Here is a 13077-nt window from a genome sequence, read left to right on the forward strand (position 1 = left end):
AATGGTTCTGACTCACGTATCTTTCTCACCTCCTCCGGACTGAACAAGTTCGTTCCACAGCGCTTGAAACAGCTCGTTGAAGCCTGCCTGTTCCCTTGCATGAAAAGGCTGTGCTTGCCGGATGTGTTCAGGAATATCGAACTCGCGCCGAATGCGTCCGGGGCCTCGGTCCAGTACGATGACACGATCACTGACTGCAATCGCTTCTGACAGATCGTGAGTGACAAGCACGGAGGTTTTACGATACTCTTTTAACGTATCCGAGACGAGATCTTCCAGCTGCAGCTTGGTTTGGTAATCGAGCGCCGAGAATGGCTCATCCAGCAGAAGGATCGTCGGATTTGTCGCAAGTGTTCGAACGAGAGCCACCCGCTGCCGCATGCCCCCGGACAGTTCGGACGGATACTGTTCTTCCGTCCCGCCAAGACCCATACTGACGAGAAGTTCGCGCGTACGTTCCCTGCTCTGTGCATCCAGATTTCCTGTCAGCTCAAGCCCGATAAGGGCATTATCCAGAATGGTCCGCCAAGGGAACAAATAGTCCTGCTGCAGCATATAGCCAATCCGGGCAGAGGGCCCCCGAACTCGCTTGCCTTCGACTTCGACATTTCCCCGCGTGGGCTTCAGCAGGCCGGCAATGATAGATAATAGTGTTGTTTTACCGCACCCGCTCGGTCCCACCAGACTCACGAATTCTCCCTGGCCAATCTCCAGACTTAAATCCTCAATGACGAGTGATGCTTCACGTTCACTGACATAGACTTGAGAGATATTCTCCAGTCGGATCACATTCCCGGAATCAGGCATTACTGCTCACTTCCTTCCCTGATATCCTTATTTCGCTCTCACTTTAAATTAACTCTTCTTACTTCCATCCCTCAGGGAGCCAGTGATTTCGCCTGTTCAGCAAACGACGAATTCACAATCGTATTCCGTTCCACCCGTTTTTTCAGTTCTCCGGCAGCACTCATGACATCCAGCAGATTGTTCCATTCCTGCTCATCAATGATCGGATCTGCTGCATACGTACCCTGTTCCTTATAGCGACTTACGCTGCTGGTCAGAATAGCGGGGTCAATATCTTTGAAAAATGGCGTGATCACCTGCGCAATTTCCTCCGCTGTATGGGAATCCACCCAAAGCTGAGCTTTGTGCAGTGCATTCGTGAATTTTTGTACAAGTTCTTTGTTTTCGTTCAGATAACTTTGTTTGATCATAAAAACGGTATAAGGCAGGTGCCCGCTCTCCGTTCCGAACGAAGCCACCACTTTCCCCCGGCCTTCCTGTTCAAAAATGGAAGCCTGAGGTTCAAACAGCTGTACATAATCCCCTGTGCCAGAAGCGAAGGCAGACGCAATATTCGCAAAATCCACATTCTGAATCAGTTCCAGATCACTCGACGGGTTAATGCCATGTTTATTCAGGACAAACTCCCCGGCCATTTGAGGCATCCCGCCCTTACGCTGTCCAAGGAAAATACTTCCCCTCAGCTGCTCCCAATCAAAGCTCTTCTGGGCATCACGCGAGAACAAAAACGTTCCGTCCGTCTGTGTGAGCTGAGCAAAGTTAATGACCGGGTCCTCAGCCCCCTGTTGGTAGACATAGATCGACGTCTCAGCACCAACCAGCGCGATATCCACCGAACCCGCGAGTAAAGCCGCCATCGTTTTATCCCCGCCAGCCGTTGTTTGGATATCTACTTCCAGCCCTTCTTCTTCAAAAAAACCTAGAGCCGCGGCTGCATATTCCGGTGCATAAAATACAGATCGAGTCACTTCACCAATTGTAATCTTGGCTTCGTTCTCTTCTTTATTGCAGCTCATCAGCGCCACAATGAAAATCAAGAGAATCACAATGCCCCGGACAAACCATGGCGTATATTTCATTCGCTTTCCCTCCTTATACTGGTTTAGCAGCTTCTCTCTACTATGAATATGCCGAGGCCCGGCAAAAGGTTAAGAACCTGCACACAAAAAAAGGCCAACCAGAAGTTTCTGGCTGACCTCCATGCGGACCCAATTATAAATTATAAATTTTAGCATACTTGGCTTCCAAATAGTCAGCCAGATAATCCGGATTCAGTTCTTCACCTGTCACCGCAGCGATTAACTCCGAAGGAGTGCGGCTCTTGCCGTAACGATAGATTTTGTCTGTAAGCCATTCCTTGATTGGAATCAGATTACCTTGGGCAATCAGATGATCCAACTCGGGCATTTCCTTACGCAGGGTATGCATGATCTGTGCAGCATACATGTTGCCCAAAGAGTAGGAAGCAAAATAACCGAAATCCCCGCCGGACCAGTGTACATCCTGCAGCACACCCTCCCCATTATTCGTCGGCATAATCCCCAGGTATTCCTTGTATTTGGTATTCCATGTTTCAGGCAGATCTTTCACCTCAAGCCCTTCATTAAACAGCATTTTCTCAATCTCATAACGGATAATAATGTGCAGGTTGTAGGTCAGTTCATCCGCTTCAATCCGAATCAGAGAGCTCTCCACCCGGTTAATTGCCCGGTAGAAATCTTCCAGACTCACTTCGCTAAGCTGCGGGAAATGCTGCTGCAGGTCTTGATAATAACGTGTCCAGAACGGCAGGCTGCGTCCAATCATATTTTCCCAAAGACGAGACTGAGACTCGTGAATGCCCATCGATGTGCCTTCGGCAAGCAGTGTGCCGGCCAGACTTTCGTCGATATTTTGTTCATATAGAGCATGTCCGCCTTCGTGAAGCGAGCTGAAGATTGCACTTGTCACATCATCCTGCAGATAATTAGTCGTAATACGCACATCACCTGGATTAAGTCCTGTTGCGAACGGGTGCACACTTTCATCAAGACGGCCGGCTTCGAAGTCGTAGCCCATCTGTTCCAGGATGAACAGACTGAATTTCTTCTGCTGATCGGCATCAAAAATCTGATGAAGGAAATCCGTTTTGGGTTTGTTCGACGCCGCATTGATCTTCTCCTGCAGCGGGACAAGGCGTGCTTTAAGCCGGGCGAATACAGCATCTACGTTGTCCACAGTCAATCCGGGTTCATACATGTCCAGCAGAGTATCATACCTTGTATCCTTGACACCCCAATAATCGATAAACTCCTGTTTGAGCTTCACGATCTCGGTCAGATACGGCGCAAAGCCATCGTAATCACTGTTATGTTTGGCATCTTCCCACGCCGTTTCCGATTTAGCAGTAAGTACCGTATAAGCCTGAACTTTTTCCGGTGGAACCGACTGACTGCGATCGTACTCCTTTTTACATTCGTCTACCAGACGGCGGTCGGTAGCTTCAAGCTGCTCCAGTACATCCGGCTGGGTCAATGTATCCAGATAATTTTTCATCTCAGCGGAGGTTTGCAGTTTGAAAGCTTCTGTAGAGAGCATTCCCAGGGTTTCTGAACGAGTTGGAACACCTTTTTTCGGTGCACCTGTACGCAAGTCCCAGTGAAGCAAACCGATCGCTTCGTGATAACTTTTGATTTTACGGGCCAGAATAAGGAAAGACTGCAGCTGCTGCTGTGTTTGTTTGTCCATGGTTACCGTTCACCTCTTCAAAAAAATTTTCTACACCCTATTGATGATACTTTTTGCATTGCGTATAATCAACTTTTGACAGAAGCATACTGCATTATTCTTCTAAAAAACGGATAACGCGGTCTGCTGACCGCGGCATTCTAACTAATCAAGGGCGTGTAGGACAAGCTGCATCTCATGCAAGTGGCCGTGCTCGTCGTATTGGATAACAGGAGGCAATGGACATGAACAACATTCAAGAGATTTTGGCTTACAACAAATCATTTGTCGAGACTAAAGAATACGAGAAGTATACGGCTAGCAAGTTTCCAACGAAAAAGATGGTGATCATCACTTGTATGGATACCCGTCTCGTGGAGATGCTGCCCAAAGCGATGAATCTGAAAAATGGTGATGTAAAAATCATCAAAAACGCAGGCGCGATTATCTCCCAGCCTTTTGGTAGTGTTATGCGTTCTGTGCTGGTTGCTATCTATGAATTGGGCGCAGACGAGGTGCTGGTTGTCGGTCATACAGAGTGCGGTATGGCCTCGCTGCATGCTGAAACGATGATTGGTCACATGGTAGAACGCGGAATTTCCGAAGAAGTCATGTCCACACTGGAGAACTCCGGCATTCGTTTGCAAAAATGGCTGCGCGGGTTTGACAGTGTACAAGAAGGGGTAAAAGGAACTGTGGAAGTCATCAAGAAGCATCCATTACTTCCTCCCAATGTACCTGTTCACGGCATGGTGATCGACTCTGCCACAGGCGAACTTGATCTCGTCGCTGACGGGTATGGACAACAGGCATCTCTCTAATTGGTTTGGAGTGCGGACCTTCATGGTTCGCACTTTTTTTTGTCTAAATTAAGGCAGTTATCCTGTCAGGTTGTCAAACCATACAGTTTCAGTGTACACTTTTATGAAAGCGGTCAACGAAAGTAATATACTTGTTTTCGTAGACCCAGCCCTAATATTAAGGAGACATGTGCATGAACATACTTTCCTACGGATTGCTCGGGCTGCTTACCCGCGAGGAGTCTTCCGGTTATGATCTTATGCTGAAGATTCAGCCGCATTGGCAGGCCAAACACAGCCAGATCTACCCGCTCCTGTCCAAGATGGAAAACGATGAGTTACTCGCCTCCCGCTGGGTACAACAGTCTGACAAACCGGACAAAAAAATGTATGCAGTTACGGACAAAGGTATTCAGAAGTTGCTGGAGTGGATGATTACTCCTGTCACTGCACCCGTTACGCGTGATGAATTCAATCTTCGCATTCTCTGTGTAGGGATCGCTGAAGATGGCAGCATGAGACGTATTCTGAACGAACGTAAAAGTTGGTTTATGGAACGTATACGCTATTTCGAAGACTTGAAATCACGTATACCTCAGGACAATCTTCGTGTCGGCAGTCGTGAATTCGGAAGCTACATTCTAGTGCAGAAAGGGTTAATGAACGCCCAAACAGGTCTGGAATGGTGTAATTGGGTGACCCAGCTGTTGGATGGTCAGGCGGCGATTCAGGATCCGAGTCCAAGTATTTCAGAAATTTAATTTAAATTTTGAAACGTCACAGCAGGTTGACCGTATTACTTGAGTAAGGCCCATTTTGGGGAATCAAACAAATTTAATCAGGGGGTTACGATCTATACAATGAAGAAAAAATTTGGAATTAAACATCTGATGATGGTTTTCATGGCATTCACATTGCTCTTTGCAGCGGTTGGCGTTACGAATCCGGACAGTGCTGATGCAAGACGGGGCGGCGGCGGTTTCAAATCTGGAACGAAGAGTTATACCAACACTCCTAAGAAATCAGACAGCAATGTAAGTCAGTCCAATTCACGTAACAATTCCAATACTGGCGCAGCTGCCAATAACCGTGGCGGATTCTTCGGCGGCGGTGGTGGATTCATGAAAGGTATGATGCTGGGTGGTCTGGCTGGTATGCTGTTCGGCGGACTGTTTGGCGGTATGGGAGCACTGGGTAACATTCTCGGTTTGCTCGTAAACGTGGCAGCAATTATGCTGATTGTTATGCTGGCTATGGCATTGTTCAGAGCAATCACGAATCGCCGCAAACCTGCAGCGGATGGTCGTTATGACCGCCGTGATGATCGTGACGATGATCGTAACAGAAACGGACGGTACTAAGATTTATGGTTCTGAGTATGGATGAAATTGTGAATGCCATCTGCATTCACATGGCAGAGCGTAAAGGTGTACGTCCTACAGATGTTAATGTAGAGCTGAGCTGGGAAGAAGATACCGGTTATTCCGCAGAAGTCTGGATTCAGGGCCGCAGCCAGTTCCTGGTGGAATCCAATATGATCGAAGCGATTCTTCGCTACCTGCACAGTGAATACAATATCCGCGCATATCGTGAAGATGTAACTTTGGATCTGGATGAAGAGATCACAGCCATCGTTAATCAGCATTAAAATACAGTATTAAAACATATAAAAATGGCCTCCTTTGTTAATCAGCAAAGGAGGCCATTTTTATATGATATACATCGCTGCTGGCTTTGCATATACACTGTGTATAGCAAAGCCAGCAGCACTGTCAACAGTAATTGTATAATCGTATATTACCGTTCTCTATGGTAATGTATGGCAAACTGTTACGTCATCACCGTTGTCTGCGGCAGCAGCATATTGTACCCTGGCGGTTTATTTCAATTTAACCAGGCTGTAGTTCTTTTTACCTTTGCGGATAATGATGAATTTGCCGCCAATGGCGTGCTCAGCCGACACCGTAAATTCAAGCTCCGTGATCTTTTCACCATTCATAGAGATTGCTCCTTTGGTAACATCCTCACGGGCTTGACGTTTGGAAGGCTCCAGGCCAAGATCCACCAGCCAGTCAACAATATTTTTAGCTTCGCCGTCTGTTTCGAATGTTGGCATTTCCTTGAAGCCCTGCTCAATCTCATCTGCCGTAAGTGAACGGATGTCTCCGCTGAACAATGCTGCGGTAATCCGCTTCGCCTGCTCCAGCATCTCTTCACCATGAACAAATTTGGTCATTTCCTCGGCCAGTGCTTTCTGCGCTTCACGTTTATGCGGCTCTGTCTCCACCTTCGCAGCCAAAGCTTCAATTTCCTCTTTGCTCAGGAAGGTAAAGTATTTCAAGTATTTAATGACATCCCGGTCATCGGTGTTTGCCCAAAACTGGTAGAATTCAAATGGTGTCGTTTTGTTTGGATCAAGCCATATTGCACCGCCAGCTGTTTTACCAAACTTCGTACCGTCAGACTTCAGCATCAGCGGAATCGTCAATCCGTAAGCTTTCGCCTCGGCTCCTTCTTTTTTGCGAATCAGATCCAGACCGCTTGTAATGTTGCCCCACTGGTCAGAACCGCCAATCTGCAGCTGCACATCCTCGTTTTGGAACAGGTGCAGGTAATCCAGAGATTGCAGAATCTGATAGGAAAATTCGGTGAATGAAATTCCGCCTTCAAGACGGCTTGCTACAACATCTTTGGCCAGCATCGTATTCAGGTTGAAGTTTTTCCCGTAATCACGCAGGAACTCGATCACATTAATTTTATGTGTCCAGTCGTAGTTATTCACCATACGAACCTGATTGTCCCCTTCGGTTACAAACAGCTTTTTCATTTGTGCAGTCAGCGCATCCACATTGGCCTGTACCTGTTCCAGTGTCTGGAGAGAACGCTCGGACTGACGACCGCTCGGATCACCGATCGTACCTGTTGCACCGCCAATAAGGATCACCGGACGGTGACCGGCCAGCTGGAAACGTTTCAGCATCATAAACGGAATCAAGTGTCCGATATGCATACTGTCCCCTGTAGGGTCTACGCCGCAGTACAGAGAAATGGCTTTTGTCTCCGTCAGTTCACGCAGTCCTTCCGCATCTGTTTGCTGATTAATGGCATCGCGCCACTGCAGTTCTTCAATAATGTTCATTCCATTCATTACAATAACCCCTTTTCTATGATAAAAATTGAGTCATGACCTACGTTCGCTTTGAATTACAATACCGCTGGTTTTTGGGACACAAAAAAATCGCCGCCTTGTCTTAACAGACAAAGGGACGATTAGAATAACCGTGGTACCACCCAATTTGTATGGACAACTCTTTCTGAACGCTTATACAGTCCAGTACAAGTGCTCCATACCACTCTCAGCAAGTTATCGTTTGCCCTTCCGCTTGGCATTACCCAAGTACTCCAGAGTGTAATTCGCAGCCCTTGTATGTATCAGGTTCCATCCACCCCTGACTTTCTGTAACAGGGACAAAGCCGCTACTGCGCTCTATCAACGTATTTCATGTATTTAATTATAGCCAGTATAGCGGAACGTTATAGGCATTGCAAGCGCAAGTATTGCAGTAAAAATGTTTCTGTACCAGAGATTCGTTCATTTGGGATCAATAGGAAGCTGTTCGCGATAATAAGCGTAAGCCTTCTCCGCAACCTGATCCTCGTTGTTCCAGAGCTGCTGATCCAACTCGTCCAGACGCTCTTCTTGAGCTGCCTCTAGATATCGCGGAATGTCCCAAAGTGCAGTCAGCCTGTCATCATCAGCGAGATGCGCAATACAGGCATACTGCTCCTTGATATTATCCAGCACCTGCTTGGCGCCAATAGCTTGAAGTGCGCCGCAGGCCGTTGTATACACCCTTTCTCCCCAGTTGCAAAAAAATTGTATAAAACCGCCATTATAAACATCCGCTTCGAACAGCCACAATGCGGCAATCTCTTGCTCAGTTCGGGAAAGTGCATCCCATCCTTGTTCAGAGGTGTTCTTTTTCTCCACAAACGTTAATGCGTAATCATACCATATATCTTGAATATCCCGTTTTCTCATCGCTCCAGTTTCCCTTTCTTGGGTTGATAACTCTCCAGTTCCTTTCGCTTCCCCTTTTGATGCCAGGTTAAATATGGATCTCCAATCATTACAAAGGCTGTCTGTATGTTCTCATTCATCTCCTGTTTCACTTCTTCACTTGAATAATCAAGATGAGTATGCATGTTATCCACACCATACTTGTTAAGCATTTCGACATGCACCGCTGTGAAAATCATATCTTCCAGCAGCCAGTACAGCACCTCTTCCTTCTGATTCAGTTTTTTAGTCAGGAAAGGTACACCGCGTTCATAGATCGTTACGATGTAATGCTCTTCTTCGATCTCAACATAAGGTACGCCCTCCCATTTGAATGACTCATCTAATCGGTTTACATAATGCTGCATCTGTTCTTTGGAAAAAGAAGTTCGTGATAGGAGTTCAAGAAGCTCCTTGACTAATTCCTGCATACTTATTTTTTGGACGATGAGGTCCGCCTTCTTTCTATGAAAATATTGTGTAAAATAATAAATAGTGAACTCTTTCTTTCCTACTTCCTTCTTTCATCTTCATCTGTGTTCACGCCTCTACGCCTGCCTGCCATGCTTTTTTTGCGCTCCTTACAGTTTCATGGCAGCTCCCATACTTTCATTGCCAGCTTAATAAAAAAGCTGCCACCTGGCAGCTCGTTTATCTCTTTCCATACATATCCACAGGAGTCAAGTCCCGCAGAACGTCTTATACGAGGGATCACATGACACGGGTAGGGCCGCGTACGCTTCCTGTTCAGGTGTATACGCATAGGGGGATTGAAGAACAGCCAATAAAGGTTGAATCAGACTGTAGTCTCCATCCGCTTCTGCCCGTTTCAGCACTTCTTCTACCTTATCATTTCGCGGAATAACCGCTGGATTATTTTGTTTCATCTGCTGCATGACTTCATCGCCGGATTCGGGCTGTCTGCCTAATCTGGCCTGCCAACGCGAGTGCCACTCCCTAAAATCGGACTGGTCGTTAAGAGTGGACGTTTCCAGTTTGTTCAGTGTCAGACTTACAAATGTATTCGTGTAATCTGCACGATGCTTTTCCATCAGGTCTAACAGATCCTTAATCAGCATTTCATCTTCGGATTCTTCCGTAAATAGTCCCAATTTCGCCCGCATTCCCGTTAACCAGTGATAATGATACAGCTCCGAGAACTGCGCAATGGCATCTTGAGCTATTTGGACAGCCTGCTCCTCATCCTCATGAAGAAGCGGCAGCAGTGTTTCGGCGAAACGCGCCAGATTCCAACCTGCAATATACGGTTGATTTCCGTATGCATAACGGCCCTCTCTGTCAATTGAACTAAACACGGTGGCTGGATGATATGTGTCCATAAAGGCACACGGTCCATAATCAATCGTTTCCCCGCTAATCGCCATATTATCCGTATTCATGACCCCGTGAATAAAACCTACCCGCTGCCATTTCGCAACTAATGCTGCCTGTCGTTGGATCACTTCCTGCAGCAGGGTCAAATAACGCTGTTCGTTATCCTCCACCTGCGGAAAATGACGATGCAGTGTATAGTCTGCTAACGCACGTAAATCCGCAATCGACCCCCAGCGGGCCGCATATTGAAAAGTAGCCACTCGGATATGACTGGACGCCACTCGTGTAAGAACAGCCCCTGGGCGTGCTGTTTCGCGATAGATGTTCTCCCCTGTAGAAACAACAGCCAAACTTCGTGTCGTGGGAATACCGAGACCATGCATCGCTTCGCTAATGATATACTCCCGCAGCATGGGTCCAACGGCAGCACGACCATCCCCTCCCCGCGAGTAAGGTGTCCGACCGGAGCCTTTTAACTGAATATCCACTCGCTGTCCTTGTGGCGTAATTTGTTCACCCAGCAGCAGGGCACGTCCATCACCAAGCATATTAAAATTGCCGAATTGATGACCTGCATAAGCTTGAGCAAGGGGGCTCGCTCCATCCGGCAGGCTGTTTCCGGCAAAAATAGCTGCGCCTTCGGGACTATGCAGTACATCAGCATTCAACCCGAGGCTGGCGGCCAGAGCTGTATTAAAAATATTCCAGTCCGGAGACTGGACAGGTACTGCATTTTGGCTTGTATAAAATGTTTCGGGCAGTGCCGCATAGCTGTGTTCAAGGTTCCAGCCTGCACTGGAATTGCTCTCTTCCATGGGTCACGCTCCTTTCTCCTGACAAAGGATAACCTCTGTTCATCTTCGTGTAGCTTTTGTGAACCCATGCTCATTTATGTAGTCGCATGGAATTTCCAAGGCAAAATATATTTGATGGGATCATCCGAATGTTAAAGCGAGTTTTTCACTTGATTTTTCATTTAGCAGGGACTTCATAATCCGTTACAATCACATTCTCGATCCAACCATCCAGAGAAGATACAAACGCTTGATGTGCTGGATGCGGCCCATACGCACGAAGCGCCTCCCGGTCTTCAAAAGTCACTCGTAACCCAAGCGTAAATCCTTGAATGCGATCGGTCTCCTCCGTCACATTCACTCCAGCTGTCAGCTCAACAATCCCTGGAATTTGACCCTGCAATGCGAGCAGCTGAGATACAAACTCCTGCTGCTTGGCAGGTGTGATTTTATCGTTAAACTTGAAAATAACCAGATGTTCAAACACAGCATCCCAGCTCCCTTATTAGTAAGCATTGGAGGAAAATCTTTCATTTTTAGCTCCACCTATCTTATTTTAAATTAAACCTAAACTGAACTCAAATAGATGTTCTAGATACACCGCTCCGATATAATAAGCAATATCGTTCAAGAAATCAGCTTTCGACGACATTATAATCACTTCAACAAACTAGAAAGAGGGTGCATCATGAGTCGCGAAGTGCGAACTGTCGTTTATGATTCTGATTTGCAGGTGGAGGCATACCAATTCGAAGGCATTATGCAGAAATTCCCCAATCATTTTCACGACTATTACGTGATTGGATTTATTGAAGAAGGGAAACGCCATTTGGTCTGCAGCAGTGAGGAATACACATTAAACAGCGGAGACATCATCATTTTCAATCCCAAAGACCCCCATGCCTGTGAGCAGATAGACGGAAGTATACTGGATTACCGCTGTATCAATATTGAAGCTGAAATTATGCAGGAGTATGTGCGTGAGATTACCGGACATTCCTATTTGCCAAGGTTCTCCACCCACGTTGTATGCCAAAGTGAACTTGTTTCCTCGCTCCACGAGCTGCACCAGATCATTCTGGAAGAACAGTCTGATTTCTGCAAAGAAGAAATGCTTCTGCTGCTGCTGGAGCAATTACTCAAAGATTACGCTGCTGTGGAGCTACCTGAAGCTGGGCAGGATGTCACGTTAGAAATTCGGCAGCTGTGCGAATATATGGATACTCATTACACGGAAAACATCAGCTTGAACGAACTATCCGCACTTTCAGGGATTAGCAAATATCATCTGCTTCGCCTGTTTACACGTCAAAAAGGGATAACTCCTTACCGTTATCTCGAAACAATCCGGATCAATCACGCCAAACGCCTGCTCGAACAGGGGTTAATGCCCATTGAGGTGGCCGCACATACAGGCTTTAGTGACCAAAGTCATTTTACTAACTTCTTCAAAAAGCTGATTGGTCTCACACCCAAACAATATCGACGAATTTTTAATCACGCTTCAGAACCCATACGCTTGCAGGAGAACGATGTATGACTTCGATACGTCATCAGAGCAATGCAGCCGGACACCTGCTTGCCTTGTTAACCATTGTGGTCTGGGGAACGACTTTTGTCTCAACGAAAGTGCTGCTGCAGCACTTTACCCCTGTCGAAATTTTGCTGCTTCGTTTCCTAATCGGTTATCTGGTCCTGTGGATCATCTATCCACGTCCGCAGCGCGTTAGATCCTTTCGAGATGAAGTATTATTTATGGGTGCGGGTCTATGCGGGGTGGCTTTATATTTTCTTATCGAAAATTTCGCCTTGGTGTATACGACAGCTTCCAACGCAGGAATCATTGTATCGGCTGCACCCTTTTTCACTGCTGTACTTGCCCACTTTTTTCTTGATGGAGAAAAGCTAACCCGCCGCTTTCTAATCGGGTTTGGCATTGCGATGTGTGGTATTATCCTGATTACCCTTAACGGAAGTTATATGCTGCAGCTTAATCCTTTAGGCGACCTGCTTGCCTTTATCGCTCCGGCAGTGTGGGCTGTATATTCTGTGCTTATGCGTAAAATTGGTACACGAAACTACCATGTTATAGGAGCATCGCGTAAAGTATTTTTATATGGACTGCTCTTCATGCTGCCAGCCCTCGTTATGTTTGAATTTGAATTAAACGCAGCGAGGTTCACACAAATCACGAATATATCTAATCTTCTCTTTCTAGGTGTGGGTGCGTCTGCCCTATGTTTTGTAACCTGGAATCAAGCGGTAAAGCTGCTGGGAGCAATCCGCACAAGTGTCTATATTTATCTCGTACCTGTGATCACCGTTATATCATCTGCCCTTATTCTTCATGAACAGATGACATGGATTAGTATTTTGGGCGCATCCCTTACGCTGTATGGATCATATATTTCGGAGAGAACCGTGATGCAGAAAGAACATAAAATTCCTTTGGCAAAATGATGTCGGAAAGCATAACTAATTTCATAATAAACTTACGTTTAAGCGTATGTACAGAAACAACACGATCTTCACCGAAAGGAGTCGTGTTTGTTTTCTGTATTTTTTGTTTTTCCCT

14 protein-coding genes and 1 other annotated feature are annotated in these 13077 nt (G+C 46.5%); of the genes, 6 read left to right on the top strand and 8 right to left on the bottom strand.

Going from position 1 to position 13077, the window contains the following annotated elements; genetic code table 11:
- Positions 1–12: 12 nt before the first annotated feature.
- The 3 genes from MKY97_RS16910 to MKY97_RS16920 form a co-directional block, all read right to left on the bottom strand.
- Positions 13–807, bottom strand: a complete 795-nt coding sequence (locus MKY97_RS16910; protein WP_342551496.1) for an ABC transporter ATP-binding protein — start codon at positions 805–807, stop codon at positions 13–15.
- Positions 808–878: 71 nt separating this feature from the next.
- On the bottom strand, positions 879–1886 hold the full coding sequence (locus tag MKY97_RS16915) for an ABC transporter substrate-binding protein (protein ID WP_342551497.1): 1008 nt from the start codon (positions 1884–1886) through the stop codon (positions 879–881).
- 133 nt (positions 1887–2019) lie between these two features.
- Positions 2020–3534 (bottom strand): carboxypeptidase M32, encoded by a 1515-nt coding sequence (locus MKY97_RS16920; protein ID WP_342551498.1) that lies wholly within the window; start codon positions 3532–3534, stop codon positions 2020–2022.
- Positions 3535–3758: 224 nt separating this feature from the next.
- Between MKY97_RS16920 and MKY97_RS16925 the strand changes: the two genes are divergently transcribed.
- From MKY97_RS16925 to MKY97_RS16940, 4 genes are all read left to right on the top strand, one after another.
- On the top strand, positions 3759–4334 hold the full coding sequence (locus MKY97_RS16925; RefSeq protein ID WP_342551499.1) for a carbonic anhydrase: 576 nt from the start codon (positions 3759–3761) through the stop codon (positions 4332–4334).
- A 173-nt stretch (positions 4335–4507) separates the two neighbouring features.
- Positions 4508–5074, top strand: a complete 567-nt coding sequence (locus tag MKY97_RS16930) for a PadR family transcriptional regulator (protein ID WP_342551500.1) — start codon at positions 4508–4510, stop codon at positions 5072–5074.
- Positions 5075–5173: 99 nt separating this feature from the next.
- Positions 5174–5674 carry a hypothetical protein gene (locus MKY97_RS16935; protein ID WP_342551501.1) on the top strand — a complete coding sequence of 167 codons (501 nt, stop codon included), beginning with the start codon at positions 5174–5176 and terminating at the stop codon, positions 5672–5674.
- A gap of 5 nt (positions 5675–5679) precedes the next feature.
- Positions 5680–5961, top strand: a complete 282-nt coding sequence (locus MKY97_RS16940) for a YxcD family protein (RefSeq protein WP_090916857.1) — start codon at positions 5680–5682, stop codon at positions 5959–5961.
- Positions 5962–6192: 231 nt separating this feature from the next.
- Here the strand turns inward: MKY97_RS16940 and tyrS are convergent, their stop codons facing one another.
- From tyrS to MKY97_RS16965, 5 genes are all read right to left on the bottom strand, one after another.
- On the bottom strand, positions 6193–7452 hold the full coding sequence (gene tyrS, locus MKY97_RS16945) for a tyrosine--tRNA ligase (protein WP_342556370.1): 1260 nt from the start codon (positions 7450–7452) through the stop codon (positions 6193–6195).
- A 120-nt stretch (positions 7453–7572) separates the two neighbouring features.
- Positions 7573–7816: a binding site (T-box leader), on the bottom strand.
- An 89-nt stretch (positions 7817–7905) separates the two neighbouring features.
- Complete coding sequence (locus MKY97_RS16950) at positions 7906–8355, bottom strand: DUF4375 domain-containing protein (RefSeq protein ID WP_342551502.1); 450 nt, start codon at positions 8353–8355, stop codon at positions 7906–7908.
- Positions 8352–8804, bottom strand: a complete 453-nt coding sequence (locus tag MKY97_RS16955; protein WP_342551503.1) for an Imm63 family immunity protein — start codon at positions 8802–8804, stop codon at positions 8352–8354. The genes MKY97_RS16950 and MKY97_RS16955 overlap by 4 nt, the downstream gene beginning before the upstream one ends.
- A gap of 249 nt (positions 8805–9053) precedes the next feature.
- A complete protein-coding gene (locus tag MKY97_RS16960; protein WP_342551504.1) occupies positions 9054–10523 on the bottom strand; it encodes a YdiU family protein in 1470 nt (489 codons plus the stop codon).
- A gap of 157 nt (positions 10524–10680) precedes the next feature.
- On the bottom strand, positions 10681–10989 hold the full coding sequence (locus MKY97_RS16965; RefSeq protein WP_342551505.1) for a Dabb family protein: 309 nt from the start codon (positions 10987–10989) through the stop codon (positions 10681–10683).
- A 201-nt stretch (positions 10990–11190) separates the two neighbouring features.
- On the opposite strand from MKY97_RS16965, the gene MKY97_RS16970 reads away from it, so the two are divergent.
- A complete protein-coding gene (locus tag MKY97_RS16970) occupies positions 11191–12042 on the top strand; it encodes an AraC family transcriptional regulator (protein ID WP_342551506.1) in 852 nt (283 codons plus the stop codon).
- Positions 12039–12962, top strand: a complete 924-nt coding sequence (locus tag MKY97_RS16975) for a DMT family transporter (RefSeq protein ID WP_342551507.1) — start codon at positions 12039–12041, stop codon at positions 12960–12962. The genes MKY97_RS16970 and MKY97_RS16975 overlap by 4 nt, the downstream gene beginning before the upstream one ends.
- The last annotated feature ends 115 nt before the right edge of the window (positions 12963–13077 follow it).

Origin of the sequence: Paenibacillus sp. FSL R7-0652 (genome assembly GCF_038595045.1) — a bacterium.
Classification (GTDB): domain Bacteria; phylum Bacillota; class Bacilli; order Paenibacillales; family Paenibacillaceae; genus Paenibacillus.